Here is a 25,156-nt window from a genome sequence, read left to right on the forward strand (position 1 = left end):
GCGCGCGCGGACTAGCGCGGCAAAGCTTCGATCAAGAACTAAGCTTCGATGGCGGTCGCCAAGCGCGAACGGATCGACTTGAGCTTCGCAATCGCCTCACTGAAATGCTTCGCCGGAGCAGCCGCAACACTGCCGCCACCTTCGCTAGCATCATCACCATCGGTGCGGCGATCGCCAACACGGCGATCAAGACCGCGGCGGTCTCCGCCAGCGCTGTTACTCGCCCGAAGGGCCGCCTGCGCGCCCTTCAGCGTGTAGCCTTCTTCATTGACGAGCTGATTGATTTTCTCAACCAGTTCAACGTCTTCAGGCCGGTAATAGCGCCGGCCACCGCTGCGTTTTAGTGGCTTTAGAGCCGTAAATTGCTGCTCCCAATAGCGCAGCACGTGCGGCTTAATACCCAATCCATCACTGACCTCGCCGATAGTCCGAAGCGCACTTTCGTCCTTGCCATCGTCAAAGTCAGTCATTGATTAAGCGCCTTTCGCGATTTGCTCTTTCAGCAATTGGCTGGCGCGGAAGGTCATCACGCGGCGAGGCGTAATTGGCACTTCAACACCGGTCTTAGGATTGCGGCCAATCCGCTCGCGCTTGTCGCGCAGAACAAAACTGCCGAAGCCAGAAATCTTCACATTCTCGCCGTCCGCAAGTGCGCCGCACATCTTGTCGAGAATTGCCTCAACCATGTCGAGCGATTCAGAGCGGCTAAAGCCCATACGGCGGTTAATCGTTTCGGCCAGATCGGCGCGGGTAAGAGTGCCCACAGAACGCATCATGCAATTCCTCCTTGTAGGTGCGACCACAAAGCGTAGCCTAGTAGTAGAGTTATCACGCAATTTTCGCAACTTGCCGGTGAATATTGCTGCAAAATTGTGCACATTGTCTGAACGCCAGACGGCGAAAAGACTAAATCCGGATCAGGCTGGCACCCCAAGTAAAGCCGCCGCCCATCGCCTCTAACATGACCAGATCGCCATCCTTAATCCGGCCATCGCGGCGCGCCGTATCCAGCGCGAGCGGGACCGAAGCAGCGGACGTATTCGCGTGCTGATCAACCGTCACCACGATCTTTTCAGCGGGCAATCCAAGCTTGCGCGCGGTCGCATCAAGGATACGAGCGTTGGCCTGATGCGGGACAACCCAATCGATATCATCGGTTGAAATACCAGCATCTTCAATGACTTCATGCAGAACACTGGCGAGATTGACAACAGCGTGGCGGAACACCTCGCGTCCCTTCATGCGCAAATACCCAACCGTCTGTGTCGTGGACGGCCCGCCATCGACATACAGCAGATCGTGCTGCGCGCCGTCGGCATGCAGGCGGGTGGAGATGATGCCAGCCGCGCCAGCGCTGTCGCTGGAGGTAGCGTCATCGCGCTCAAGCACGATCGCTCCCGCCCCGTCGCCAAACAGCACGCAGGTGGTGCGATCTTCCCAATCAAGAATGCGGCTGAACGTTTCCGCGCCGATCACCAAAGCGCGCTTTGCCATGCCCGATTGGAGCATCGAATCAGCAGTAGCGAGCGCATAGAGAAAGCCGGAGCAAACCGCCGCGACATCAAATGCGATGCAGCCATTGCAGCCAAGTGCATTCTGAACCTTAGTCGCGGTTGCAGGAAAAGTGTTATCCGGTGTGGCGGTGGCCAGAACGATCAGATCGATCTCGCTTGCCGCTATGCCGGCGTCATCCAGCGCAGCCCGCGCGGCTGCGGTTGCTAGAGTTGAAGTCGTCTCGCCGTCCGACGCGATGTAGCGCTGACGGATGCCGGTGCGCTCCACAATCCATTCGTCGCTGGTGTCGACACGCTCGGCAAGCTCTGCATTGGTGACCACGTTCGCCGGCAATGCCGACCCCGTGCCGCGCAGGCGGGAACGCGTCACGCAGGTGCCTCGCTATCGGGCTTTTCGATCTTCGCGGCGCCATTGCCATTTTCTTTGAGCGCATCTTCGCCGAGTTCAGCCAGTCCTTGCGAAATCCGCTGTGTCAGGTTGTTTTTCAGCAGGCTGGCGGTCACGGCGACGGCATTGGCCACGCCCGCTGCGTTCGCACTGCCGTGGCTTTTCACGACGACGCCATTCAGGCCCAGGAACACTGCGCCATTATGATTGTTCGGGTCGAGATGATGCCTCAGCAGCTCGGTCGCAGGTCGTGAGACCAGAAAGCCGATCTTAGAGCGTAGTGAACTGGTAAAGGCATTGCGCAGCAGGTCGGTGACGAAGCGCGCGGAGCCTTCAATCGCTTTCAAGGCGATATTGCCGGAGAAACCGTCGGTCACAACGACGTGGGTTTCGCCGCGATTGATCTTGTCGGATTCGACAAAACCATCAAATTGCAGCGCGAGCCCGCCATCACTGGCTTCGCTCGCTTCTTGCAAACGAGCGGCCGCGTCACGCAAAGCGTCAGTGCCTTTAATTTCTTCGGTGCCGATATTGAGCAGGCGGACCTTCGGCCGTTCAAAGCCATTGACGATCCGCGAATAAGCAGCGCCCATCACCGCATATTGCACCAGATTGCGAGCATTCGCCTCGGTATTTGCGCCAAGGTCGAGCATCACGACATCGTGTTCTTCAAGTGTGGGAAGCAAAGCTGCCAAGGCGGGCCGTCCTATGCCCGGCATCGTGCGCAGGGCGATCTTGCTCATCGCCATCAATGCGCCGGTGTTGCCCGCGCTGACCGCAGCGCCGGCATCGCCCACTTTTACAGCGTTGACGACCAGCCCCATACTTGTGGTCTTTGCGCGGCGGATGGCCCGGCTCGGCAATTCATCGCCACCGATGACATCATCGCAATGGAGGATCTCAGAAGCACTGCGTAGGGCAGGATGCGCCTCGAGCGCGGCTTCGATCCGCGCCTCATCGCCTACCAACAGAAATTGGAAATCTTCATGACGGCGGCGCGCCAGCGCAGCGCCTTCAACCATTACGCGCACGCCTTCATCACCGCCCATCGCATCAATAGCGATACGCGGCAGGCTCATGGCTGGTTCTCCGTCAAAGTCACTGCCGCCTAAACGACTGCGACAACCTCACGCCCGTTGTAGAACCCGCAGTGCGGGCACAGATTGTGAGGGCGTTTCAGCTCGCCACAATTGTTGCATTCGTGAAACGCTTCTACTTTCAGCGAATTGTGTGCGCGGCGATTGCCGCGGCGATGTGGGGATACTTTTCTCTTAGGGACAGCCATTCCGGCACCTGTTTCTCAAATAAACTGTGTCTTTGCGCAGTGTTACGCATCAATATGATGATCCCTTAGGGTAAGCTATCGTGCCGCACAAGTTTTCCCTCGTACGAAAATCCAAGCCAATACCGCCGGGCAAGCCGCGCGCTATAGCGCAAAAATCGCACGTTGCAAGCCGCTCTTGACCCGCCTAGCACCCGAATATCACGTTTTGAGGGAACTATTTATGATTACGCTTCCGGTGACTTTGGCCGCCGCGGCTGCGGCTGCGATCTTGAACATTTGGCTATCAATCCGGATTGGGCAAGTTCGAAACGCAACGCAGGTCTTTGTCGGCGATGGCGGAAATGAACAAGTCCAGCGTCGGATGCGGGCACAATTGAACTTTGTTGAGAACACGGCCTTCGTGCTGATCCTGATCGCCGCGATTGAGCTTTCAGGCAGAGGCGGAACATGGCTCGCCTATGTCGCTGGCATCTATATGCTTGGCCGCGTGGCGCACGGGTTTGGCATGGACGGTGGTAGCCTGAGCAAAGGCCGGTTTATCGGTACGATCATCACGCTGCTTACACAGCTCGGGTTGGCAGTCGCCGCGACGCTTGTTGTGCTTCGGGTGATTTAGAGCCCGCCTGCATTAAGACAGAACGTAATCGCTCACAAACTGGTTCGTTTTGCGTTCCTGACCAAAGGTGCTGGTCGGGCCGTGCCCGGGAATGAACATTACATCCTCGCCCAATGGCCAAAGGCGCTGTGTGATCGCATTGATCAGGTCCTGATGATTGCCGCGCGGGAAATCAGTTCGCCCGATTGAACCCTGGAACAGCACATCTCCGACCACTGCAAACCGGCTTCGTTCATGGAAAAACACCACATGGCCAGGTGTGTGGCCGGGGCAATGGATCACATCCAATGTCAACTCGCCCACGGTGACGGTGTCGCCATGCTCCAGCCAGCGATCCGGCTCAAAGCTCTTGGCCTCCATGCCATAGCGCGCGCCGTCATTGTCGAGCTGCTCGATCCAAAACAGATCATCCTTATGCGGCCCTTCGATTGGGAGGCCCAGCTCCTCAGCCAGCATGCCAGCCTGACCGCAATGATCGAGATGGCCGTGAGTGATCAGGATCTTCTCCAGAGTCACACCGGCCTTCGCCACGCCATCTTTCAGCTTGTGCAGATCACCGCCAGGATCAATCAACGCCGCGCGCATCGTCTTCGTGCACCAGATTAGCGAGCAGTTCTGCTGCAGCGGCGTCACCGGAATAATCGCGGCTTTCATCGGCGGTGTTTTGGGTTGTTCAGTCATAGACCGAGATGTGGCGGCGTGCGCTAAGGATTGCAAGCTAGTGCCACATATGAGCTTGCGACCTGATCTGGGAACCCTAATCGTGTATTGCTACAATACTTGTGGGAGATGTTGCCGAGCTATGGACCTATCAACTTGCAAAGCCATAATTTTCGACAATGACGGTGTGCTCGTCAATTCTGAAGTCATCCACATTGAGGTCGAGCGAGAAATGCTCACTGAGCTTGGGTTGTCTTACGATCGCGAGGCATACCTTTCGCGCTTTGTCGGGCTGTCTTATCCCGATTTCTACGCGCGGTTGGCGTCGGATTATGTTGCATGAACGCACAGAGCCTCGAATTGAGACTGAGCTTCAGCCGCTTGACGGCGTGCCGCAGCTAATCGAGGCATTCTCAGGTAAAGTTGCAGTCGGATCCTCTGCTCCAACGGATAAGTTAGTCAAGAAGCTGGAGATCACGAACCTCACTAAGCTTTTCGCGCCCCACATCTATTCGGTTGATGCCGTAAGCGCCGGGAAACCCGCACCAGACCTGTTCCTTCATGCCGCTAAGCAGATTGAAGTCCCGCCAGCGCGATGCGCTGTGATCGAAGACAGCATCAACGGCATTCGAGCAGCGCGCGCGGCAGGCATGTTGCCCATTGGCTTTGTTGGAGGTGGCCACGCAGATCAGGGTCTCGGGGATCGACTGCTCGCGAATGGGGCGTCGCTAGTTGTATCTAGCCATCACGAAATTGTCGGATTGCTATGAATGAACAGCTAGCGCTCCGAAGGATCGACCCTCAAATCCGTCCGCCTTTCCAAACCACGCGGCCGATAATCTCACATTCCTCCGCCGCCACATCAATCGGCGGGTAGGCGAGATTCTGCGAGATCAACGCCAGCCGGCCCGGCCCAGCGCTAGCGACGCGCTTCACCATCAGATTATCGCCCAGCCGCACGACATGCACACCGTCTCTGAAAGGACGCTCGGCGCGGTCGACCAGGATTTCGTCACCATCATGCAGCAGCGGCTCCATCGAATCGCCCGTCACCGTAATCGCGGATAGCTTGGCCCCCTCAAGCCCTTGCTCGGTCAGCCAGCGGCGTGAGAATTGGAACGCATCATAGGGCTCTTCTGAATCGGGCAAAGTACCCGGTCCGGCCGAGGCCCCAATATCAAGCCGCGGCACATCGACCCACACTTTCGCGCTCATGCCCCGGCCCAGTTGTGCCGCCGCAGACGAAGTGTAGGAATTTTCCTTCGAACCACCAGGCAGAGCGCCCAGTTCCGCCTCAGCAATGCCAAAGAACTGCGCAAGGACGCGGCGGTCATTTTCTTCAAGCTTCTTAGGAGAGCCTTTCGTGATGAATTGTTGCAGATAACTCGCGTTGCGCCCCAGCATTTTCGACAGATTCGCAAGGCTCGTGCCCCGCTCCTTTGACAAGTCCTGCAGGCGCTGACGCGGGTCGGATGGATTGTTTTTCTCTGAGTTCCTCATTTTTCCTTCCTACACGCAAGATTTTTCCTAGACAAGTAGGAAATTGAATGGAACATTTAATGAACATTGAGCGATTCGAAGCAGGATGATTCGCTCTTTTGGTGTCAGATGAAGGGGAAATCACATGCTGATCAGAGTGATTGAAAAGTTCCTGAGGGACCACGATATGCCAGCCACAAAATTCGGACGGTTGGCTGCGCATGACCCGCGCTTTGTGCTGGATTTGCGGATGGGCCGCACGCCGCGCGCCGCCACCGAAGCGCGCACACGCCAATGGATGTCGGACTATATCGGCGCAGCCACCGAGTGCGCAAACGCTCCGGCGGAATTCAAGGCAACACCCGGCAGCTTCCGGCCCCGCAACGGCCAAGCCCCAAGCTATAGCGCCGGAACCTTCGGCATGAAACTCGCTCAAAACCTTGGTCAGGATATCGCCCATGCTTATTGAAACCAAATCCGCCGACAGCGGCCAGATCGATGTTCCAGCAGACATGATCGACACGCCGCCAGCCACGCAGAGTGCGCAGGCCGTACGGCGAGCGCGGCGTTATCGCCCCCGGCGCACGACCAGCGACCGGGTGCGCGAGGCATTGCTCAAGCTCGCAGGTGGGCACGGCAATCTGCTCACTCACGAAGAAAAGCCCTGGGCATCGATCACCTTTTCCGGGTCGCGTCACGAATTGGTGCTGGAATTTGACGGGATCACTGCCTGCAAGGTCGGGGAGGAATTTATCGCCGCCCTGCCCGAGCACGAATTTCACATACCCAGCCAGCTTGTCGCCGATGCAACGATATCGAGCGTTGAGAGCAATTACACACCGGAGCCGCAAATGCAGGTGACGGCGGTGCTGTTGCTGCTCGAGGAGAGCTAATTCCGCCTCACCACGAGGTTCCGGATTTCGCTCATATCTTCCATGGCGAACCGGATACCTTCGCGGCCAAGGCCTGAATCTTTCACCCCGCCATAGGGCATGTTGTCAACGCGGTAACTCGGCACATCGTTGACGACGATACCGCCAACATCAAGCTCGTCCCAGGCGTCGTACATTTTGAACAGGTCGCGGGTGAAGATGCCCGCTTGCAGGCCAAATTTGGAGCGATTCACTTCGTCCAGTGCAGCATCAAAGTCGGTGAATTTCTGCAGGATCGCAAGCGGGCCGAAAGCCTCTTCATTGATGGCCGCCGCATCGGGATGGACATTTTCGAGCAGCGTCGCCTCCAGCATATTGCCGTTCGACAATCCGCCGCCGGTCAGCAAATCCGCCCCGCCCTCGACCGCATCGTCGATCCAGCCCTTAAGGCGCGTCGCCTCACTCTCTGAGATCATGGGGCCGATAAACGTGTCACGGTCTTTCGGGTCGCCCGCGATCAGCGTCTTGGTTTTCGCAACCAGCATGTCTTTGAAGCGGTCATAGATATCGGCGTGGATGATGATCCGCTGCACGCCAATGCAGCTTTGCCCGGACTGATAGAACGCGCCGAAAATAATCCGCTCCAGCGCATCATCCAGATCGGCATCGTGATCGACAATGACAGCGGCATTCCCGCCGAGCTCCAGGATAACCGGCTTCTTGCCAGCCTTGGCCTTAAGGTCCCAGCCAACGCCCGGAGAGCCGGTAAAGCTGAGGAGTTTCAACCGCTCATCGGTGGTGAATAGATCCGCGCCATCGCGGCTGGCTGGCAGGATCGAAAACGCCCCTTCGGGCAGCACATCGCATTCGGCCAAAACCTCGCCCATGATGATTGCGCCAAGCGGCGTTTTACTCGCGGGCTTCATCACAAATGGACAGCCCATTGCAATGGCGGGCGCAATCTTGTGCGCGGCGAGATTGAGCGGAAAGTTGAACGGCGAGATAAAGCTGCAAGGCCCAATAGGAACGCGTTTCCACATCGCTTGATAGCCTTTGGCTCGCGCCGAAATATCGAGCGGCATAACCTCGCCGTAATTGCGCACGGCCTCCTCGCCTGCGATGCGAAAGGTATCGATCAGGCGGGTGACCTCACCTTCGGCATCGTTGATCGGCTTTCCCGCCTCGACGCACAGCGAATAGGCAAGCTCGTCGAACCGCTCTTTGAACCGCGCAACGCAGTGCATCAGCACGTCCTGCTTCTCATAGCTGGCGAGCTTCGCCATTGGCGCGGCTGCGCGCACGGTGCCCGCAATCGCCTCATCAATCACCTCAGGCGTGGCGAGCGCGGTGCGGAAGGCGACCTCGCCTGTGTATTTGTCGGTCACCGCCAAATCGGTATTGGGCTGCGCAGCCTTGTTGTTGAGATAGAGCGGATAGGTGTCTTTGAGTTGAGGCATGGGGATATCCTGATTGGGGGCTTCGGCTCAGAGCTTCGCGCTCAATTCCTTGATCTCATGGTTCAAAATGTGATCGTTTTCGCTGTAGTCGACCGGACAATCGATCAGATGGACGCCCGGCGCGTCGCGCGTGTGGGCAAGCAGGTCAGTCAAATGCTCGCTGCTGGTCACGCGGTGACCATGCGCGCCGTAACTCTCGGCATATTTTACAAAGTCGGGATTGCCATAGGTCAGGCCATAATCCTTAAAACCCATATTCGCCTGTTTCCAACGGATCATGCCGTAGGCATCATCGCGCAGGATCAGCACAGTCATATTGAGGCCCAAACGTACCGCGGTTTCCATCTCCTGACTGTTCATCATAAAGCCGCCATCGCCGCAGATCGCCATGACTTTGCGATCCGGATATAGCATCGCACTCATCATCGCTGACGGCAGGCCAGCCCCCATGGTCGCCAGCGCATTGTCGAGCAGGACCGTGTTCGGCAGATACGCGGTATAATTGCGTGCAAACCACAGTTTATAGACCCCATTATCGAGGCAAATGATGCCATCATTGGGCATGCTCTCGCGCACTTGGCGCACCAGATGCGGCGGGAAGATGGGGAAGCGGTTGTCCGCCTCCAGCGGCTTGGAATGGTCGACCTCTGCCGCGCGATACTCCAGCATTCGTTCGCACAAACAACCATCGCGTTTGGTCGCGCCCTCTTTGATTTGCCAGATCGCATTGGCAATATCGCCGATCACCTCGATCTGAGGGAAATAGACCGGGTCGACCTCTGCGGTCTTGGTCGAGACATGGATCACGGTCGCGCTGCTGTCGTTCATGAAGAACGGCGGTTTCTCGATCACATCATGGCCGACATTGATGATGAGATCCGCATCCTCAATCGCGCGGTGGCAGAAATCACCGGCAGACAAGGCAGCGCAGCCGAGGAACAGCGGATGCCGCTCATCAATCACGCCCTTGCCCATTTGCGTGGTGACAAAGGGGATCTGCACCTTCTCGATAAACTCACCCAGCATATTGCTGGTCATCTTGCGATTGGCACCGGCACCGATCACCAGCACTGGGCGCTGCGCGGCTTCCAATGCCTCCACCGCCATGCGCACGGCTTTGACCTCGGCCGATGGCCTGCGCGCGACCGAGCGGGCGATGGGCACTGAATCGGTTGGCTCCTCGGCGATGTCCTCAGGCAATTCGAGATGCGTCGCGCCGGGCTTTTCCTCTTCAGCCAGACGAAACGCCTCGCGCACGCGGCTGGGAATATTGTCGCCTGCGTGCAGCTGATAAGCGTATTTCGTGATCGGCCCCATCATATCGACCACGTCGAGGATCTGGAACCGGCCCTGCTTGGATTTCTTGATCGGCTTTTGCCCAGTGATCGCCAGCGTTGGCATTCCGCCGAGCTGCGAATAGGCGATCGCAGTGACCATATTGGTCGCACCTGGCCCTAGTGTTGCCAGAAACACGCCGGTCTTACCTGTGTGCCGTCCATAAGTCGCGGCCATAAAGCCGGCGCCTTGCTCGTGCCGGGTCAGCACCAGTTTAATCTGATCGGAGTTGGACAAACTCTCTAGAAAATCGAGATTTTCCTCGCCCGGCACGCCAAAGATATATTCAACACCCTCCGCCTCTAGACATTCGATAAAAAGGTCGGAGGCTTTCTTAGTGTTGGTCATCGCTGCGTTCTCCTAGGAGCTTCAAAAACACAATGGCTGAGATTGCCTATTGTTTCAGCCATTTTTGGCGGTGCCTGTTCTGGACTGCAATCAGTACCCGCGCACCGGATCAAAAATCGGCGCAACCGGTTCTCCGCGGCGATATTTTGCAAGATTATCAAGGAAGCGCGCTGCGCTGCGGATGAACATTTTGTCCTGAGCACGGCCCGACAGGTGCATGGAGATATGCGCATTGTCGAGCGTCCACAGCACGTGATCATCCAGCAGCGGTTCAGGCGTAGTAACGTCCAAGAACGCCCCGCCGATTGTCTTGGCTTGTAGCGCCTCAATCAAAGCCGGCTGGTCGATCACCGCGCCGCGCGCAATGTTTACAATGACGGCGTCCGATTTCATCGCCGCAAGCTCATCTGCGCCGATCATTCCGTCGGTTTCAGACGTGGCCGGGACCGCCAGAATGATCCAGTCAAACTCACCCAATTTTGCGCGCCATTCATCCGGGGTCAGCACGCCCTCCCCGCCGGAGCGGCGAACCACGGTCACATCGACATCAAACGCTTCAAGGCGCGGTTTGATCAGTTTGCCAATCGCACCATAGCCGAGCAGCAAAGCCTTTGATCCGTGCAGCTCGCGCTTGCCCGGGCTGTCTTGCAACCATTCGCGTCGTTCCTGCGCGCGGACAACATCGCGGTAGCCCTTGGCGATATTCAGCATACCCATCACGACATATTCGGCGATGGTTATAGCGTTGATTCCGGCCCCATTGGTGACCGTAACCCCGCGCTCAATCAGGATATCCAGCGGCAGAAAATCGAGCCCCGCATAGATCGAATTAAGCCATTTCAGCTTCTTCGCCGCGCGCAGGGTATCGGCCATCGCCGCCTGATCATACATGTCGAACCAGCCAATCTCCGCCTCGGGCACGGCCTCCAACGCCTCTTCGTGCGTCATGAACCAGCGGACATCGACATCGCCGGGCAATTGCGGCTCGAGCAATGGCCGGATCAGGCCGGAAATGGCGAGGGTTGTCATGTGTTCTCTCTTTTCTCGTCATTGCGAGGAGCCCGGTGGGCGACGCGGCAATCCATGGCCCAACGCCGCACCGGTACGCAAGCTTAGTCCATGGATTGCTTCGCCTGCGGCTCGCAATGACGAATTACGACAGTTTCCACTCCCAGCCCAGCGGGTCGCCGTCCATCACTTCGACGCCCTGCTTCGCAAGCTCATCGCGGATAGCGTCGGAAGCCGCAAAGTCCTTCTCCGCGCGCGCAGCCTTGCGGCGCTCGAACGCTGCGTCGATTTCTGCTTCGGTGATCACTGCGTCTTTCGGTCGGTTGCGCAGGTCCGTGCGCGCAAGTTCAAACAGGCCGAGACCCAGAACGCTATCGATCCGCTCAACAACCGCGCGCTTGACCCCTGCATCAACCTTCTTGGTTGCGAGCGCATCTTCCAAGGCCGTCAGCGCGATCGACGTGTTGAGATCATCGGCAATTGCGGTCTCAAACTTCTCCAGCACAGGTGCAAATTTGGGGTGATCGGTCGCGCCGCCGCTTGGCGCATCGGCGAGACGTTCCACCAGCATCACGATCCGCTTTAACCGGGTGAGCGCGGCGGTCAGCCCCTCCCACGAAAACTCCAGCTCGCTGCGGTAGTGCGCTTGCAGGCACATCATCCGATAGGCGAGTGGGTGATAGCCTTTGTCGAGCAGCAATTGCAGGCGCAGGAATTCGCCGGAAGACTTCGACATCTTGCCAGAGCGCTCAACCAGAAAGTTGTTGTGCATCCAGATATTCGCGCCAGAATTGCGCGCATCGGATAGCCCGCCGCAGCCGCAAAACGCCTGGTTCTGCGCAATCTCATTGGGATGATGGATTTCGCGGTGATCAATGCCGCCAGTGTGAATATCGAACGGAAAACCAAGCAGTTTCTCACCCATGACCGAGCATTCAAGGTGCCAGCCGGGAGCGCCCTTGCCCCACGGGCTGTCCCATTCCATCTGACGCTTTTCGCCAGCGGGTGTCTTGCGCCAAATCGCAAAGTCAGCCGCATTGCGCTTGCCTTCGACTGTGTCGATCCGGCCTTCGCCGTCCTCGGTCACAGCACGCGCCAACCTTCCGTAATCCTCGATGGTTGAGACATCGAAATAGAGCCCGCTATCTAGCTCATAGCAGTGCTTGTCCGCGATGCCTTTTGCGAACTCCAGCATCTCTTCGATGTAATCCGTCGCGACCGACCATTTGGCAGGTTGGCGGATATTCAGAGCCTTCACATCCGCCCAATAGGCCTCTGTGTAATGCTGCGCGATGTCCCAGATGCTTTGCGCCTTTTCAGACGCCATCTTTTCCATCTTGTCCTCGCCCGCATCCGCGTCATCGGTCAGATGGCCAACATCTGTGATGTTGATGATGTGCGTGAGGTCATAGCCCTTGTGTGACAGGGTCCGCCCCAGAATATCCGCAAACACATAGGCCCGCATATTGCCGATATGCGGATAGTTATAGACCGTCGGCCCGCAGGTGTAGACGCGCGCCTCGCCATCGTGGACAGGGCGGAAGGGTTCGATTTCGCGGGTGAGCGAATTGAAGAGTTTGAGGTCAGTCATTTCGCATCGCGCTTTGCCTCTTGCGTCATCCCAGCGCAAGCTGGGATCTTAGGCGGTAATGTTCAGCTTTGCAGTTTTAGACTCCAGCTTTCGCTGGAGTGACGAAGCTACTCAAACCCCAAAAACTTCACCTGATCGCCGAGCGGCACACGCTCACGTTCAAAATTATTCACCGGCGCATCCGGATCGCGGTAACCAATCGCCATCCCGCAAAAGAACATATAGCGTTCGTGATCGAGGCCAAGATGTTCGCGAATGACATCGGCGTAATAGGCCATGAATTCCTGAAAGCAGCTGTCGAGCCCCTCTTCGCGCAGCAGCAGCGCAACCGTCTGCAACCACATGCCGGTATCGGACCATTGCGGCTCTTTCATCAGGCGCGGAAAATAGACGAACATGACGGCGGGCGCGTCGAAGCTGGTGGCGTTGCGGCCCATCGCGGCCATGCGCGCAGGCCCATCATCGCGCGCGACGCCCATCGCATCGAACATGCCCTCCGCGAGACTGTAGAGGCGGTCTTTGTAGGCGTCTTCTTGCTTGGGTGCGTCCCAATCATACTCCAGTTTTTGCGGTGGGGTGGAGGTGATTTTGGCTTGCAATTCCTTAAGCGCCTCGCCTGTAACCACGGTCGCTTCCCACGGCTGGTAATTGCATCCCGATGCCGCCCAACGCGCGGTGTCCATTACGCGGCGGATCGTCTCTAGCTCGACCGGCTGGTCGGTGAATTGACGCACAGAGCGGCGGGATGTGATGGCTTCGGTTACGTTCACTACTCTTATTCCTCAGCATCAGCGGGCAAGTGGAATACTTCGCCCTTCGCATCTTTGGGTGGATCCCCAGTTACGCTAACAAAACCATCCCGCCAGCCAGTTAAACCCAATTTGCATTCCTCAAATTGGAAACCTTCGGGATAGTCTCGGAATCCGGGTTTTGAGCTTAGCTTGTCGATTGCTGCGAGAGCATCGGCTTCTGACTCGTAGAAACCAATAGAAAGTTCAGTGTCTTCGCGGTCTTCGTATTCGCGCTGAAACCAGAGGTGGAACACCGTGCTCACCGCCGCTTCACACCCTTCTCATCCTCAAACAGTTCCGCGAGCTGCTCCATGATCGTGCCGCCGAGCTGCTCGACATCCATAATCGTCACCGCACGTCTGTAATACCGCGTCACATCGTGGCCGATACCAATCGCGACGAGTTGCACGGGTGAGACGTTCTCTATCCACTCGATCACACCGCGCAAATGCGCCTCCAGATAGCCCGCCGAATTCACGCTCAGCGTGCTGTCATCAACCGGCGCGCCGTCAGAAATTACCATCATGATCCGGCGATCTTCTGGCCGGTGGATCAGGCGGGAATGCGCCCACATCAACGCCTCGCCATCGATGTTCTCTTTGAGTAGCCCCTCGCGCATCATCAGGCCCAGATTGCGGCGCGCGCGGCGCCAGGGCTCATCCGCTTGCTTGTAAATGATGTGACGCAAATCATTGAGCCTGCCCGGCCCCTGCGGCTTGCCATCGGCGAGCCAAGCCTCGCGGCTCTGTCCGCCCTTCCAGGCGCGCGTGGTGAAGCCCAGGATCTCTGTTTTGACCCCGCAGCGCTCCAGCGTGCGCGCCAGAATATCCGCGCTGATTGCGGCGATGGAAATCGGCCGCCCGCGCATAGAGCCGGAATTGTCGATCAGCAGCGTGACGACAGTGTCGCGAAACTCAACATCGCGCTCGACCTTATAAGACAGCGCGGTGCCCGGTGAGATCACCACGCGGGCCAGCCGTGCGGCGTCCAAGATGCCCTCTTCCTGATCAAAGTCCCAGCTGCGGTTCTGCTGCGCCATCAGGCGGCGCTGCAACCGATTGGCTAGCCGCGTGACCACGCCTTGCAAGCCGGTCAGCTGGCTGTCGAGATAGGCGCGCAAGCGGTCGAGCTCTTCCGCATCGCACAGCTCCGGTGCCTCGACTTCCTCGTCGAATTTCTCGGTAAAGGGTTTGTAGTCCAGCCCATCAGGAATGTCGGCCTGCGGACGGTTTGAACGGACGGGCGCATTGCTGGCATCGCCGTCTTCGCCCGGCTCGCCATCCTGCATTTCCTCTTCGCCAGACAGCTCGGTATCAGCGTCGCCGTCGCCATCACCTTCCGCCTGTTCGCCGGCCATATCGGTGGCTTGCGGATCGGCGTCGCCCTCTTGCTGCTCGTCGCCTTCTTGCTCGTCGTCGGCGCCTTCTTCCTCGTCACCGTCGTCATTATCCGCCTCATCAGGCGCATCTTGCGGACGGGTGAGATCGAGATCGCGCAGCATATCAAGCGCAAGCTTTTGAAACGCCTGTTGGTCGCCCAGAGTATCGGCGAGACTACTGAGATCATCGCCAATGCGCTCTTCGATGAATTCGCGCACCATTTCGACCCCGGCGCGCGCCTGCTCTGGCACCGCCAGCCCGGTCAATTGCTCGCGCACGATCAGCGACAATGCGCTTTCGAGCGGAACTTCGCTGTTATGTTGGGCGCGGGCAATCGGGTCGGTCGCGGTCCGCTGCTCCACCGCCGCATCAAGGTTAGAGCGAATGCCGCCGAATGCGTTTGCACCGAGAGCTTCATAACGCACCTGCTCAATCGCATCATAGCACGCGCGCGCTACCGGCTCCGGCGGGCTACCGCTGGCGTGCAATCCAGCGTTGTGATGGCGCAGTTTGAGCGAGAAGCTGTCGGCGAACCCGCGCGCCTCGGTGACTTGCTCAGCGGGTAAATCACGGCCCGGCAAGGGTACGCGAAAACGATTTCCCGCAGAGCCCGGCACATCCGCGCTCCACGCAACCTCCACCTCCGCATCGCGCGCAATTGCGCGGCTGGCGCCCGTCAGCGCCTGCTTAAACGTGTCGAGAGGGGATTCTTCAGTCACTTATTTCCGGTCGCGGCTTCCCGCGATTTTATCGCACAATCTAGCAGTGGATTTAAGAGAGACATTAATCAAAGACCTCTTCGACAGGATCGTCTGTCCAGCGCCTTTTGAGCATAAAATAATATACACCAAAACAAAGTCCAGCTGGCACAGTGAGCTTTAAAATTACAGCAAAGAATGAACTCAGGAAACTACCAGAAAGCCCTTCAGGTAGAGACGATTCAACTTGAAACGCGAAAAACAACACGATCAAAGCTGTAGAAAGAATTGTTGTCCTCATAAACCTCTGAAACGGCCCCAATTCTTTAAATAAAAAGAATGAAACAATCCAATTAACGAAAGCGATATATAGAAATGGCAAGAATATTGTAATAACGAGAGCAATCATCAAACTTTCATCCTTCACAATCTAAAGGCTCAGACGATCTTCTGACCCGTCTTAGCCCAGTCCGCCATAAACGCATCAATACCCTTGTCGGTGAGCGTGTGATTGAACAGAGCTTTGATCACTTTCGGCGGTGCCGTCATGACGTCAGCTCCGATCTTCGCGCTTTCGAGCACGTGGGTGACGTGGCGCACGCTGGCGACCAGAATTTCGGTCTCAAACATGTAATTGTCGTAGATCAGGCGGATGTCTTCGATCAAGTCCATCCCGTCAAAGCCATTGTCATCGTGCCGGCCCACGAATGGCGAGATAAAACTCGCCCCGGCCTTCGCCGCGAGCAGCGCCTGATTGGCAGAGAAGCATAGAGTCACATTGACCATAGTGCCATCCCCGGTCAGCGCTTTGCAGGTCTTGAGACCATCAATCGTCAGTGGCACTTTGATACAGACATTGTCGGCGATTTTGCGCAGCACCTCTGCCTCGCGCATCATGGTTTCGTGATCGAGCGCGACGACTTCTGCGGACACAGGACCATCGGTGATCCCGCAAATTTCCTTCGTCACTTCCATAAAATCGCGGCCCGACTTGTGGATCAGCGATGGATTGGTGGTGACCCCATCAAGCAGGCCGGTCGCAGCCAGTTCTTTGATGTCGTCAATTTCGGCGGTGTCGGCAAAGAATTTCATCTCGTCTCAGGCTCCTAGTGGCAGATCACGAATCGCCAGACCTGATTGGCATAGCGCGGACACGCTGACCAGCCACGCAGACGCCCGCTCTCCACGGTAACGTCAGCAATATGATGATTATTGCGCAGCCGCACCTTGCCGATAGTCGTCAGCCGCGCCCATATTAAGGGCCGATCATGAACCGCGTCCGCCTCCTTGTCCTCAATGCCGCGCTTGGCCCGCTTGATTACAAGCTGCCTGAAGGGGTGAGCGCGCCTGCTGGAACGGTGGTGCTGGCCCCGCTCGGCCCGCGCACCGTCACCGGCATTGTTTGGGATGAAGGGCGCTTGCCGGGCCGCGATTTTGACCCCAGCAAATTGCGCGCAATCCGAGAAATACTGCCGGTCCCGCCTCTGTCAGAGCCGCTGCGCAGGCTGATCGAGTGGACTGCAGATTACTACTGCGCCGCGCTGGCCAGTGTGGCGCGCATGGTCCTCTCTAGCGGCGGTGCGCTTGGCGGCCCCGCCACCATGACCGAATACCGTTTGAGCGGATCGGAAGGCTCAGGCCGGATGACGCCTCAGCGCAAGCTGGCGCTCGAGGCTTTGGTCGGTGAGCAAGGCACCATCCGCGAGCTGGCCGGGATCGCAAGCGTATCGGAAGGCGTGCTGCGCGGAATGGTGAACGCGGGGCTGATTGAGCCAGTGACGGTCGCGATTGATCGCCCCTTCCCGCCAGCCGATCCGGAGCATTGGGTGCCAGAGCTATCCCCTGATCAGGCCGAGGTTTCCGATAGACTGGTGAAAGCTGTAGCAGCGGCGGAGTACGCGCCGTTCCTGCTCGACGGGGTGACCGGATCGGGCAAGACCGAGACCTATTTTGAGCCTGTCGCAGAAGCCATCCGGCAGGGGCGACAAGTGCTTGTGCTGCTGCCCGAAATTGCGCTCACTGAGAATTTCCTTGTGCGCTTTGAGCAGCGCTTTGGCACGCCGCCTGTGCTGTGGCACTCATCGCTCAAATCCACAGAGCGCAGGCGCGCTTGGAGAGCCATTGCAAACGGCACAGCGGGCGTTGTTGTCGGTGCTCGATCGGCGCTGTTTCTGCCTTACGCCAACCTCGGCCTGATTATAGTCGATGAAGCGCATGAGGTCAGCTTTAAGCAAGACGAAGGCGTGCGCTACAACGCTCGCGATGTATCCGTAATGCGCGCCCGGTTTGAGAAAATTCCTGTAGTGCTCGCGAGCGCGACCCCGGCGCTTGAAAGCCTGCATATGGCATCAACCGGCATTTATGAACGGCTGGAATTGCCGAGCCGGTTTGGCGGCGCGACTTTGCCAAAAATTCGCCTCGTAGACCTAACGCAGGAACAGCCGGGCAGCGGGCGCTGGCTGGCCCCGCCGCTGGTCGCTGCGCTGGAAGATCGTCTGGCGAAGGGCGAGCAATCGCTCCTGTTTCTAAACCGCCGCGGATTTGCTCCGCTCACCTTGTGCCGCAATTGCGGGCACCGCTATCAATGTCCCAATTGCAGCGCATGGATGGTGGAGCATCGCCTGTCCGCCCGCCTCGCCTGCCATCATTGCGGGCACGAAACAGGCGTACCCGACAAATGCGCAGAATGCGGGGAGCCGGATTGCCTGGTCGCCTGCGGCCCCGGCGTCGAGCGCATCGCGGATGAAGTCGCAGAGCTGTTTCCCGAGTCGCGCGTAGCCGTCGCCACGTCCGACACTTTGGGATCGCCCGAACGCGCCGCTGAGTTCATCGCTCAGGCAGAGGGCGGAGCGATTGACGTGATCGTTGGCACACAGCTGGTGACCAAAGGTTTCCACTTCCCAGAGCTGACCTTGGTCGGTGTAGTCGATGCAGATCTTGGCCTGGAGGGCGGCGATTTGCGCGCGGCTGAGCGGACTTATCAGCAGGTCGCGCAAGTCGCTGGGCGCGCGGGGCGCGGGGCAAAACCCGGCGAGGTTCTTATCCAAACGCGCCACACCGATGCCCCGGTCATCGCCGCGCTTGAGGCAGGCGACCGCGATGCGTTCTACGAGGCTGAAACCGAAGCCCGCAAAGACGCAGGCGCGCCGCCGTTTGGCCGCTGGGCGGCAATCATCTTGTCGAGCGAAGATGAGAGGGAAGCGCGCGCTGCGGCAATGCGGCTGGGCGATACGCGGCCAGAGCAGAATGACCTCTACATCCTCGGGCCCGCGCCCGCTCCGCTGGCTCTGCTGCGCGGTCGCTACCGCTATCGCTTCCTCGTCAACGCGCGGCGCTCCGCCAATCTGCAAAAGGTCATTCGCGGCTGGCTGGATGCGCATGACTTCCCGCCGGGCCTGCGTGTCGGCGTCGATATCGATCCTTATAGTTTTGTTTAAACAAACAATTCGGCACTTTTTGCGGGCCTGAGCATTAGAAGCCTCATGGCATCCAACCCAATCCTCATCCCAATCCTCGGCGACCAGCTGACCCGCACTCTCGCCAGCCTTCGCGGCCGCACCAAGGACGACAGCGTCATCCTGATGATGGAGGTTTGGGACGAGGCGACATACGTCAAACATCACAAGCAAAAGATCGCGCTCATCTTTTCTGCAATGCGCCATTTCGCAGCGGAGCTAGAAGAGGCAGGCTGGCAGGTCGACTATGTGAAGCTGACGGATGGCGACAATTCTGGCAGCTTTACCGGAGAAGTCGCTCGCGCGATTGAACGGCACCATCCGCGCGCAGTCCATGTGGTTGAGGCAAGTGAATGGCGCGTTCAGCAAGCCATTGGGGAATGGCCCGACAAGTTCGCCTGCGACGTCGAGATTCTGCCAGACGACCGCTTCCTCTGCTCGCACGCCGAATTCGAGGAATGGGCCGAAGGGCGCAAGCACCTCACCATGGAGCATTTCTACCGCGAAATGCGCCGCAAGACCGGCCTGCTCATGCTGGACAATGGCAAGCCGAAAGGCGGCGAATGGAACCTCGACAAGCAGAACCGCGAACCGCCCAAAGGCGATATGGATGCGCCCGCTCGGCCCAAGTTTAAGCCCGATGAAATCACACGCGAAGTACTGGCGCTGGTCGAGGACAAATTCTCTGACCATTTCGGCGATCTGGAACCCTTCGAATGGCCAGTAACTAGCGCCGAGGCGGAGCAGGCGGCCGATGCGTTTTTCGCCGAGCGCATCGAAAACTTCGGCCCCTATCAAGACGCCATGGTCTTCGGCTCAGACGACCTCTATCACTCCATGCTCTCAACCAGCATCAATTGCGGTCTGCTCGATCCGATCGCTCTGTGTGAGCGCGCTGAGCAGGCCTATGAAGATGGCCGCGCGCCGCTCAATTCGGTCGAGGGATTTATCCGCCAGATCATTGGTTGGCGCGAGTATATTCGCGGGTTCTACTGGCACTTTATGCCGGGCCTTGAAGAGGCCAATGATTTGGAGGCGACGCGCGCCCTGCCCGAGTTTTTCTGGACCGGCGAGACGGATATGCGATGCCTATCGGATTGCATTCGCTCAACCAAAGAAAACGCCCATGCGCATCACATTCAGCGCTTAATGGTGCTTGGCAATTTCTGCCTGCTGGCCGGGATCGATCCACGCGCGGTGCAGGATTGGTATCTCGCGGTTTACGCCGATGCCTATCAATGGGTGGAGCTGCCGAATGTCTCCAGCATGATCCTCTACGCCGATGGCGGCGCGCTGGCGACCAAGCCCTATGCGGCGAGCGGCAATTACATCAATAAAATGTCCGATTACTGCAAAGAATGCAGCTATTCCGTGAGCAAGAAAACGGGCGACGGCGCATGCCCGTTCAACCCGCTTTATTGGCACTTTATGGACCGTCACCGCGACCGGCTGTCGAGCAATCACCGCATCGGTAGGATCTATGCGACGTGGGACCGGATGGGTGATGAGAAGAAGCAAGAGTATCTCTCCAGCGCAGAGAGCTTCCTTGAGACTTTGGAGCCCGCTCGCGATGGCTGGGCGCGCGACTAAGCGACAGAATTAGCACGCAGACAGAGCCTTCATCAGGCCAGCCGCAGCCGCCGTATCGACATATTCGCGCAGCACCGTAATTTTGCCATCGGACACCTCGCCAACAACGCACACAATTAGGTCGAGCTGGCTGCCATCGGGCAAAGTCCCGCGCACTCGGTGTTCTTCAACAAAGCCCGTTTCAGTCGCGGAACGCACCGCTTCTTCATAGCGAAAATCAGGAACAACCGCATTCACTATCCCGGTGAATTTCAACAGCCTATCACGGTCCATTTCGGGTCCGCCGTTCTGTGATCCGCGAAAGTTCTCAGCGCAGCATTCACGCGCGCGCTCCAGATCGTTGTTCTCAAATGCGGCGAACAATTGCTTTGCAAGGTCAGGTCCAGTCATGGGGGCGAACTTAACCGGCATTGCGGCGCTTGAGAAGCACCAGCAGACCCGAAGTCAATCGCGCGCATCGCCACAAAAGGCTCGACAATCCTCACGCCTAGCGCAAAAGCTCGCTGCACAAACTTTGGGAGCTATTTTCATGCTGACTGTCCATCACCTTCGCATTTCGCAATCCGAACGCATCGTTTGGCTGTGTGAGGAGCTGGGCATTGAGTATGACCTCAAACTTTACAATCGCGATCCCGAAACGCGGCTGGCTCCGGCAGAATTGAAGGCGCTGCATCCGATGGAGATCGCCCCGTTGATCGACGACAATGGCACGCTGCTAGGCGAGAGCGGCGCCATCGTCGAATACATCATCGGCAAATATGCGCCCGGCACTAATCTGGACCCGGGTCCGGACAGCCCCGATTTTGCTGATCACCTTTATTGGTTCCACTTCGCCAATGCGACGCTGATGACGAATGGCATGATGAGCATCGCTGTAAACGCGGTTGGCGCGGAAATGCCGCCGCCTCTGATGAAGCGGATCACCAATGCCTGGGCAGCGATTGAAAGCCGGCTGGGCGAAGCGGATTACTTCGGCGGATCGCAGCTAACGACGGCCGACATTATGATGGGCTTCTCGCTCACAACGGCGCGCGCTTTCAACGATATGAGCATCGACCACATGCCCAATCTGAAGGCCTATTTGCAGCGCATCGGCGCGCGCGATGCCTATCAGGCGGCTATGGCCAAAGCAGAGCCGGGCTTTCCGCCAAAACTCGACTAACCAGCAAAAGCCTCCGCAGCAGCAGCCTCGACGGTCGCCATCGCCTCGCGCCACGGTCCGGGACCATAGCTGATCCGCGATACCCCAAGGGCAGCTAGCTCTGCGTTGGTCACCATGCCGGGCAAACGCATGGCATTGATCGGAATGCTTGTTTCCCGACACATCCTTTTGATGAGAGCAGGATGGCTTAAACCGGGCACAAAGAAGCACCCTGCCCCGGCCTCTTGATAAGCCTGCGCGCGCACAATCGCTGCGTCCACTAACTCGTCTTGATTGGGATCCTCGCCTGCCATCAGAGGTCCGAGGAAAGTGTCAGTGCGCGCATTCACAAACAGGCCCGCGGCCGAGACTACGGCAATACGCTCCGCTTGCTCTGCTACATCGCGCAGCCCCTCGCCTCCGATCAAGCGGTCCTCAAGATTGCAGCCGATTGTCCCTGTGTCCGCCAATGCCGCCGCATTGTCGGAGAGCTGGCCCAGTGTCGCAGCAAAACCGCTCTCGATATCCACGCTCAAGGGCAGTCCAGACGTCGCCGCAGCAATCTGTTTGGCTGTCACGATCAGCGCGTCAAACGGAATCGCTTCGCCATCATCGAACCCTTGCGCTCCAGCCAGCCCGGCGCTGCCGGTTGCAATCGCTTTCGCGCCTGCCTTGGCAACCGCTTGAGCGCTCGCCGCGTCCCAAATGTTGAACAGGATCAGCGGCTCGCCCGCGATATGGAGCGCGGCAAATTCAGACTTTGTCATGTTAAAACAATTCCTCTTGATCGCTGCTACTTTCCGCGCCTTCGCGCTTGAGCAGCTCCGCCTTAATCTCCGGGCCATAGGCATAGCCGCCAATCGAGCCATCCGCCTGCACAACCCGGTGGCACGGGATCAGCACAGCAATATTGTTCGCGCCGTTTGCGCTGCCGACCGCGCGGCTCGCCTTTGGATTGCCAAGCATGGCCGCCTGCTCCCCATAGCTACGCGTTTCGCCAGCGGGGATTTTACGCAAGGCCTGCCAGCACCGCTGCTGAAATGCGGTGCCTTTCACATCAAGCGGGATATGCAGATTTTCCAGACTTGGATCTTCGACGACCTTTACGACCTGATCGAACAGGGCTTTGAATGGCTGGCCAGCTTCAACCAAGTCAGCGTTAGGAAAACGTCCGCGAAGCTCAGCCTCGCCCTCGCCAAAAGCAAGGCAACAGACACCAACGTCAGTCGCCGCGACGAGCATGTCGCCAAGGCTCGTTGCAATTACGCTCCAATGCACCGTGCGGCCTGCGCCGCCGTTCGACCAATCGCTGGGCGTCATACCCATCTTGTCTTTCGTCCCGTCGTAAAACCGCGAAGGCGCCGAATAGCCCGCCTCATAGACCGCCTCGGTTACCGTAGAGCCCTCGGCTAAGGATGCTTTCGCTCGTTCCTCCTTGAGCGCGCGAGCATACGCTGCGGGAGACAACCCAAGCGCGCGCTTAAACACGCGCTGAAAATGCGTCGGTGAGTAGCCGGTAAGCTCAGCCAAATCATCCAAAGTCGGCCTGCCTTCGGAGGCCTTGATCTCATCAATTGCAGCCAAGACCGCGGCCTCGTCGCGGCCAACATCATCGGGCAGGCAGCGCTTGCACGCCCTCAGCCCAGCTTCGCGCGCCTCTGCCCCGGTTGCGAAAAACCGGACATTTGCAGGTGACGGATGGCGAGCCGCACAAGACGGGCGGCAATAGATGCCCGTGGTGAGCACGCCGGTCACAAACCGTCCGTCAAAACTGCGGTCGCGCTGTGTTACGGCAGCCCAGGCTTGTTCAAAGGGGATTTCGTTCTCGCTCATGCAATCTGTCTTAGCCGAATGCGCAGATAGTCACATCCCGAAGCTTGCGGTCAAAGTGAATGCCCGGCAAATACGCAGAGATGGACCGCGTTCTCTTTACCCTATTGGGCTTCTTTATCCTGCTCACCCCTATCAGCGCTCAGGCCGATGCCGGCGATGTTGACGCCGCTGCCAGAGGCGTTGTGCGCGTGGTCATCATCGGCAGCGATGGCGAAGAGGTGTTCCCGATCAGCCATGGCAGCGGCTTTGCCGTCAGCCCGACGAAGATCGTCACCAATGCTCATGTGGTGCGCGAAGCGTTGCAGGATGACACATTGCGGATCGGCATTGTCCCGACAGAGGGCGAAGAAGGCGGCTTTGGCCGAGCGATTGCGGTTAGCCCGCGCAATGATCTGGCGCTGATCGAGATTACCGAAGGTTCGCTGCGCCTGCCGCCGCTAACGCTCGCCGGCGCGCGCAGCAGCGATATGGGCGAGGTTTCAGCCGTGGGGTATCCGATGAACGTCGATGTTGCTCAGGGGCTGGAGTTCGGCGACATCTTCCGGGCGCAACCGCCGGTGAAAAGCCGAGGGTTCTTATCCGGCGAGCGTCCAAGCCGGCAATTCGACACGATCCTGCACACCGCCCCAATTGCGCGCGGCAATTCTGGCGGCCCGCTGCTCGATGGCTGCGGCCGTGTTCTCGGCGTCAATTCCTTTGGCGCGGACTCGGATGGGTCGGATGCGGAGTTTTACTTCGCGGTGTCCTTGCGTGAATTGCTCCCCTTCCTACGCGCGAATGACATTGAGCCGCGCACAAATGCCCTGCCCTGCCGCTCGATCGATGAACTCAACGCGGCCGAACGCGATCGCTTTGAGCAAGAACGCGAAGAGGCCCGCGCATTGGTCGCTGCGCGCGAGGCTGAGCTCGCTGACAAACGCGCCGCCGCCATGCGTCAGGCACAATTTGAAGTTATGGAAGAGCGCGACAATGCGATGGCGCTGGCCATGCTGCTCGCGGTCGTCGCGCTTGGTTCTGGATATATCGCCTATCAGGCCCGCCGAGACGGAGCGAAGGGCAACAAAGTCATGATCGCCGCAGGAATTGGCGGTGCAGCTCTGATTGGCACGATGATCGTCTGGGTAACGCGCCCTGCGTTCTCCGAGATTGAAGAACGGGTCGCCGCCGCAATGGAGGAAGCAGAAGCGCCAGCGAGTGATGATCCCTCCTCGCTGGCGGACGATGGCACTCTATTGTGTACCTTCATTCCAGAGCGCAGCCGCGTGACCGGCGCCCGGACCGATGATGTGGAGTTTGATTGGGCTGCGGACGGCTGCGTCAACGGCCGCACGCAATATGGCATGGCGGGCGGGGAATGGTCGCGCGTGTTCGTTCCCAATGACGAAGCGGCGGTCTCTGTAAATTCCTACGATCCGCAGACACGGATATTCCAAACCGACCGGTATTTGCTCCGCCGAGGACCAATGCAGGAGGCCCGCGAGGCGCGCTCCAAATATAAGCCTGCATCCTGCGGCGTCACCGATGCGGCAAGCCAATTGGGAGAACAGCAATCAGCCGTGCTGGCGCTGCTCCCGGATCGCCCGAACGAGCGGCTGGTCTACACCTGCGAATCCCGCGCCAGTTCAGCGGGCACCACCGGCGGTGATACGGTAGAGGGAGAGGAATGAAATTAGTGGAAAAAGCCCGATCAGACCTTGCGAACACAGGGTGAACACT

General features: G+C 58.4%; 28 protein-coding genes. 9 read left to right on the forward strand and 19 right to left on the reverse strand.

Annotated features, from left to right (window positions below; genetic code table 11):
* Nucleotides 1-38 precede the first annotated feature (38 nt).
* The 5 genes from AC0V6V_RS03570 to rpmF all read right to left on the reverse strand — a co-directional run bounded on the left by AC0V6V_RS03570 (nt 39) and on the right by rpmF (nt 3,187).
* A complete protein-coding gene (locus tag AC0V6V_RS03570) occupies nt 39-470 on the reverse strand; it encodes a MerR family transcriptional regulator (RefSeq protein WP_486164080.1) in 432 nt (143 codons plus the stop codon).
* Nucleotides 471-473: 3 nt separating this feature from the next.
* Nucleotides 474-776 (reverse strand): integration host factor subunit alpha, encoded by a 303-nt coding sequence (locus AC0V6V_RS03575; RefSeq protein WP_472638387.1) that lies wholly within the window; start codon nt 774-776, stop codon nt 474-476.
* Nucleotides 777-906: 130 nt separating this feature from the next.
* Nucleotides 907-1,884, reverse strand: a complete 978-nt coding sequence (locus tag AC0V6V_RS03580) for a beta-ketoacyl-ACP synthase III (protein ID WP_486164081.1) — start codon at nt 1,882-1,884, stop codon at nt 907-909.
* Nucleotides 1,881-2,981, reverse strand: coding sequence for a phosphate acyltransferase PlsX (gene plsX / locus AC0V6V_RS03585; RefSeq protein ID WP_486164082.1), 1,101 nt, complete (start codon nt 2,979-2,981; stop codon nt 1,881-1,883). The genes AC0V6V_RS03580 and plsX overlap by 4 nt, the downstream gene beginning before the upstream one ends.
* 29 nt (nt 2,982-3,010) lie before the next feature.
* Entirely contained in the window at nt 3,011-3,187 is a 177-nt protein-coding gene (rpmF, locus tag AC0V6V_RS03590; protein WP_486166203.1) for a 50S ribosomal protein L32, read from the reverse strand.
* A gap of 220 nt (nt 3,188-3,407) precedes the next feature.
* On the opposite strand from rpmF, the gene AC0V6V_RS03595 reads away from it, so the two are divergent.
* A complete protein-coding gene (locus AC0V6V_RS03595) occupies nt 3,408-3,803 on the forward strand; it encodes an MAPEG family protein (RefSeq protein WP_486164083.1) in 396 nt (131 codons plus the stop codon).
* A gap of 12 nt (nt 3,804-3,815) precedes the next feature.
* Here AC0V6V_RS03595 and AC0V6V_RS03600 read toward each other — a convergent pair whose 3' ends face one another.
* Nucleotides 3,816-4,457: an MBL fold metallo-hydrolase gene (locus AC0V6V_RS03600; protein WP_486166035.1), complete on the reverse strand. Its 642-nt coding sequence runs from the start codon at nt 4,455-4,457 to the stop codon at nt 3,816-3,818.
* A gap of 148 nt (nt 4,458-4,605) precedes the next feature.
* Between AC0V6V_RS03600 and AC0V6V_RS03605 the strand changes: the two genes are divergently transcribed.
* Together AC0V6V_RS03605 and AC0V6V_RS03610 are read left to right on the forward strand one after the other, a co-directional pair.
* Entirely contained in the window at nt 4,606-4,806 is a 201-nt protein-coding gene (locus AC0V6V_RS03605) for an HAD hydrolase-like protein (RefSeq protein ID WP_486166204.1), read from the forward strand.
* Nucleotides 4,796-5,233 (forward strand): HAD-IA family hydrolase, encoded by a 438-nt coding sequence (locus tag AC0V6V_RS03610; protein WP_486164085.1) that lies wholly within the window; start codon nt 4,796-4,798, stop codon nt 5,231-5,233. Before AC0V6V_RS03605 ends, AC0V6V_RS03610 begins: the two co-directional genes overlap by 11 nt.
* Before the next feature lie 31 nt (nt 5,234-5,264).
* On the opposite strand, the gene AC0V6V_RS03615 is transcribed toward AC0V6V_RS03610, so the two are convergent.
* Complete coding sequence (locus AC0V6V_RS03615; protein WP_486164086.1) at nt 5,265-5,963, reverse strand: S24 family peptidase; 699 nt, start codon at nt 5,961-5,963, stop codon at nt 5,265-5,267.
* A 166-nt stretch (nt 5,964-6,129) separates the two neighbouring features.
* Between AC0V6V_RS03615 and AC0V6V_RS03620 the strand changes: the two genes are divergently transcribed.
* Nucleotides 6,130-6,411 carry a hypothetical protein gene (locus AC0V6V_RS03620; protein WP_486164087.1) on the forward strand — a complete coding sequence of 94 codons (282 nt, stop codon included), beginning with the start codon at nt 6,130-6,132 and terminating at the stop codon, nt 6,409-6,411.
* Complete coding sequence (locus tag AC0V6V_RS03625) at nt 6,401-6,835, forward strand: hypothetical protein (RefSeq protein ID WP_486164088.1); 435 nt, start codon at nt 6,401-6,403, stop codon at nt 6,833-6,835. The genes AC0V6V_RS03620 and AC0V6V_RS03625 overlap by 11 nt, the downstream gene beginning before the upstream one ends.
* On the opposite strand, the gene AC0V6V_RS03630 is transcribed toward AC0V6V_RS03625, so the two are convergent.
* The 9 genes from AC0V6V_RS03630 to fsa form a co-directional block, all read right to left on the reverse strand.
* Nucleotides 6,832-8,271, reverse strand: coding sequence for an aldehyde dehydrogenase family protein (locus AC0V6V_RS03630; protein WP_486164089.1), 1,440 nt, complete (start codon nt 8,269-8,271; stop codon nt 6,832-6,834). The two genes, AC0V6V_RS03625 and AC0V6V_RS03630, sit on opposite strands and share 4 nt — an antisense overlap.
* A gap of 27 nt (nt 8,272-8,298) precedes the next feature.
* Entirely contained in the window at nt 8,299-9,954 is a 1,656-nt protein-coding gene (locus tag AC0V6V_RS03635; protein ID WP_486164090.1) for an acetolactate synthase large subunit, read from the reverse strand.
* Nucleotides 9,955-10,044: 90 nt separating this feature from the next.
* Entirely contained in the window at nt 10,045-10,983 is a 939-nt protein-coding gene (locus AC0V6V_RS03640; RefSeq protein WP_486164091.1) for a D-2-hydroxyacid dehydrogenase, read from the reverse strand.
* A gap of 124 nt (nt 10,984-11,107) precedes the next feature.
* The gene (cysS, locus tag AC0V6V_RS03645) at nt 11,108-12,553 is read right to left on the reverse strand and encodes a cysteine--tRNA ligase (protein ID WP_486164092.1); all 1,446 of its coding nucleotides are present in this window, start codon (nt 12,551-12,553) and stop codon (nt 11,108-11,110) included.
* A 107-nt stretch (nt 12,554-12,660) separates the two neighbouring features.
* On the reverse strand, nt 12,661-13,323 hold the full coding sequence (locus AC0V6V_RS03650; protein WP_486164093.1) for a nitroreductase: 663 nt from the start codon (nt 13,321-13,323) through the stop codon (nt 12,661-12,663).
* A gap of 5 nt (nt 13,324-13,328) precedes the next feature.
* On the reverse strand, nt 13,329-13,607 hold the full coding sequence (locus AC0V6V_RS03655) for a DUF7336 domain-containing protein (RefSeq protein ID WP_486164094.1): 279 nt from the start codon (nt 13,605-13,607) through the stop codon (nt 13,329-13,331).
* Nucleotides 13,604-15,442, reverse strand: coding sequence for a cobaltochelatase subunit CobT (gene cobT, locus AC0V6V_RS03660; RefSeq protein ID WP_486164095.1), 1,839 nt, complete (start codon nt 15,440-15,442; stop codon nt 13,604-13,606). Before cobT ends, AC0V6V_RS03655 begins: the two co-directional genes overlap by 4 nt.
* A gap of 64 nt (nt 15,443-15,506) precedes the next feature.
* Nucleotides 15,507-15,830 (reverse strand): hypothetical protein, encoded by a 324-nt coding sequence (locus AC0V6V_RS03665; RefSeq protein ID WP_486166205.1) that lies wholly within the window; start codon nt 15,828-15,830, stop codon nt 15,507-15,509.
* A 29-nt stretch (nt 15,831-15,859) separates the two neighbouring features.
* Nucleotides 15,860-16,513 (reverse strand): fructose-6-phosphate aldolase, encoded by a 654-nt coding sequence (gene fsa / locus AC0V6V_RS03670; protein ID WP_472645637.1) that lies wholly within the window; start codon nt 16,511-16,513, stop codon nt 15,860-15,862.
* Nucleotides 16,514-16,689: 176 nt separating this feature from the next.
* Between fsa and AC0V6V_RS03675 the strand changes: the two genes are divergently transcribed.
* Complete coding sequence (locus tag AC0V6V_RS03675) at nt 16,690-18,858, forward strand: primosomal protein N' (protein WP_486164097.1); 2,169 nt, start codon at nt 16,690-16,692, stop codon at nt 18,856-18,858.
* A 45-nt stretch (nt 18,859-18,903) separates the two neighbouring features.
* A complete protein-coding gene (locus AC0V6V_RS03680; protein WP_486164098.1) occupies nt 18,904-20,466 on the forward strand; it encodes a cryptochrome/photolyase family protein in 1,563 nt (520 codons plus the stop codon).
* Between the two features lie 9 nt (nt 20,467-20,475).
* Here the strand turns inward: AC0V6V_RS03680 and AC0V6V_RS03685 are convergent, their stop codons facing one another.
* Nucleotides 20,476-20,856 (reverse strand): nuclear transport factor 2 family protein, encoded by a 381-nt coding sequence (locus AC0V6V_RS03685; protein WP_486164099.1) that lies wholly within the window; start codon nt 20,854-20,856, stop codon nt 20,476-20,478.
* Between the two features lie 139 nt (nt 20,857-20,995).
* On the opposite strand from AC0V6V_RS03685, the gene AC0V6V_RS03690 reads away from it, so the two are divergent.
* Nucleotides 20,996-21,628, forward strand: a complete 633-nt coding sequence (locus tag AC0V6V_RS03690) for a glutathione S-transferase family protein (RefSeq protein WP_486164100.1) — start codon at nt 20,996-20,998, stop codon at nt 21,626-21,628.
* On the opposite strand, the gene AC0V6V_RS03695 is transcribed toward AC0V6V_RS03690, so the two are convergent.
* Both AC0V6V_RS03695 and AC0V6V_RS03700 read right to left on the reverse strand, forming a co-directional pair.
* Nucleotides 21,625-22,374, reverse strand: coding sequence for an isocitrate lyase/PEP mutase family protein (locus AC0V6V_RS03695; protein WP_486164101.1), 750 nt, complete (start codon nt 22,372-22,374; stop codon nt 21,625-21,627). The genes AC0V6V_RS03690 and AC0V6V_RS03695 overlap by 4 nt on opposite strands.
* 1 nt (nt 22,375) lies before the next feature.
* Nucleotides 22,376-23,440, reverse strand: a complete 1,065-nt coding sequence (locus tag AC0V6V_RS03700; RefSeq protein WP_486164103.1) for a bifunctional transcriptional activator/DNA repair enzyme AdaA — start codon at nt 23,438-23,440, stop codon at nt 22,376-22,378.
* 59 nt (nt 23,441-23,499) lie between these two features.
* Here AC0V6V_RS03700 and AC0V6V_RS03705 point away from each other — a divergent pair, with 59 nt between their 5' ends.
* Nucleotides 23,500-25,107, forward strand: coding sequence for a S1 family peptidase (locus AC0V6V_RS03705; RefSeq protein WP_486164104.1), 1,608 nt, complete (start codon nt 23,500-23,502; stop codon nt 25,105-25,107).
* The last annotated feature ends 49 nt before the right edge of the window (nt 25,108-25,156 follow it).

The sequence above is a fragment of the Erythrobacter sp. S249 genome (assembly GCF_057364975.1).

What these genes read in the sequence shown, in the direction of transcription:
- AC0V6V_RS03570 (WP_486164080.1), bottom strand. Translation starts at nt 470, where the DNA reads ATGACTGACTTTGACGATGGCAAGGACGAAAGTGCGCTTCGGACTATC.
- AC0V6V_RS03575 (WP_472638387.1), bottom strand. Translation starts at nt 776, where the DNA reads ATGATGCGTTCTGTGGGCACTCTTACCCGCGCCGATCTGGCCGAAACG.
- plsX (WP_486164082.1), bottom strand. Translation starts at nt 2,981, where the DNA reads ATGAGCCTGCCGCGTATCGCTATTGATGCGATGGGCGGTGATGAAGGC.
- rpmF (WP_486166203.1), bottom strand. Translation starts at nt 3,187, where the DNA reads ATGGCTGTCCCTAAGAGAAAAGTATCCCCACATCGCCGCGGCAATCGC.
- AC0V6V_RS03595 (WP_486164083.1), top strand. Translation starts at nt 3,408, where the DNA reads ATGATTACGCTTCCGGTGACTTTGGCCGCCGCGGCTGCGGCTGCGATC.
- AC0V6V_RS03600 (WP_486166035.1), bottom strand. Translation starts at nt 4,457, where the DNA reads ATGAAAGCCGCGATTATTCCGGTGACGCCGCTGCAGCAGAACTGCTCG.
- AC0V6V_RS03605 (WP_486166204.1), top strand. Translation starts at nt 4,606, where the DNA reads ATGGACCTATCAACTTGCAAAGCCATAATTTTCGACAATGACGGTGTG.
- AC0V6V_RS03610 (WP_486164085.1), top strand. Translation starts at nt 4,796, where the DNA reads ATGTTGCATGAACGCACAGAGCCTCGAATTGAGACTGAGCTTCAGCCG.
- AC0V6V_RS03615 (WP_486164086.1), bottom strand. Translation starts at nt 5,963, where the DNA reads ATGAGGAACTCAGAGAAAAACAATCCATCCGACCCGCGTCAGCGCCTG.
- AC0V6V_RS03620 (WP_486164087.1), top strand. Translation starts at nt 6,130, where the DNA reads ATGCCAGCCACAAAATTCGGACGGTTGGCTGCGCATGACCCGCGCTTT.
- AC0V6V_RS03625 (WP_486164088.1), top strand. Translation starts at nt 6,401, where the DNA reads ATGCTTATTGAAACCAAATCCGCCGACAGCGGCCAGATCGATGTTCCA.
- AC0V6V_RS03630 (WP_486164089.1), bottom strand. Translation starts at nt 8,271, where the DNA reads ATGCCTCAACTCAAAGACACCTATCCGCTCTATCTCAACAACAAGGCT.
- AC0V6V_RS03635 (WP_486164090.1), bottom strand. Translation starts at nt 9,954, where the DNA reads ATGACCAACACTAAGAAAGCCTCCGACCTTTTTATCGAATGTCTAGAG.
- AC0V6V_RS03640 (WP_486164091.1), bottom strand. Translation starts at nt 10,983, where the DNA reads ATGACAACCCTCGCCATTTCCGGCCTGATCCGGCCATTGCTCGAGCCG.
- cysS (WP_486164092.1), bottom strand. Translation starts at nt 12,553, where the DNA reads ATGACTGACCTCAAACTCTTCAATTCGCTCACCCGCGAAATCGAACCC.
- AC0V6V_RS03665 (WP_486166205.1), bottom strand. Translation starts at nt 15,830, where the DNA reads ATGATTGCTCTCGTTATTACAATATTCTTGCCATTTCTATATATCGCT.
- fsa (WP_472645637.1), bottom strand. Translation starts at nt 16,513, where the DNA reads ATGAAATTCTTTGCCGACACCGCCGAAATTGACGACATCAAAGAACTG.
- AC0V6V_RS03675 (WP_486164097.1), top strand. Translation starts at nt 16,690, where the DNA reads ATGAACCGCGTCCGCCTCCTTGTCCTCAATGCCGCGCTTGGCCCGCTT.
- AC0V6V_RS03680 (WP_486164098.1), top strand. Translation starts at nt 18,904, where the DNA reads ATGGCATCCAACCCAATCCTCATCCCAATCCTCGGCGACCAGCTGACC.
- AC0V6V_RS03685 (WP_486164099.1), bottom strand. Translation starts at nt 20,856, where the DNA reads ATGACTGGACCTGACCTTGCAAAGCAATTGTTCGCCGCATTTGAGAAC.
- AC0V6V_RS03690 (WP_486164100.1), top strand. Translation starts at nt 20,996, where the DNA reads ATGCTGACTGTCCATCACCTTCGCATTTCGCAATCCGAACGCATCGTT.
- AC0V6V_RS03695 (WP_486164101.1), bottom strand. Translation starts at nt 22,374, where the DNA reads ATGACAAAGTCTGAATTTGCCGCGCTCCATATCGCGGGCGAGCCGCTG.
- AC0V6V_RS03700 (WP_486164103.1), bottom strand. Translation starts at nt 23,440, where the DNA reads ATGAGCGAGAACGAAATCCCCTTTGAACAAGCCTGGGCTGCCGTAACA.
- AC0V6V_RS03705 (WP_486164104.1), top strand. Translation starts at nt 23,500, where the DNA reads ATGCCCGGCAAATACGCAGAGATGGACCGCGTTCTCTTTACCCTATTG.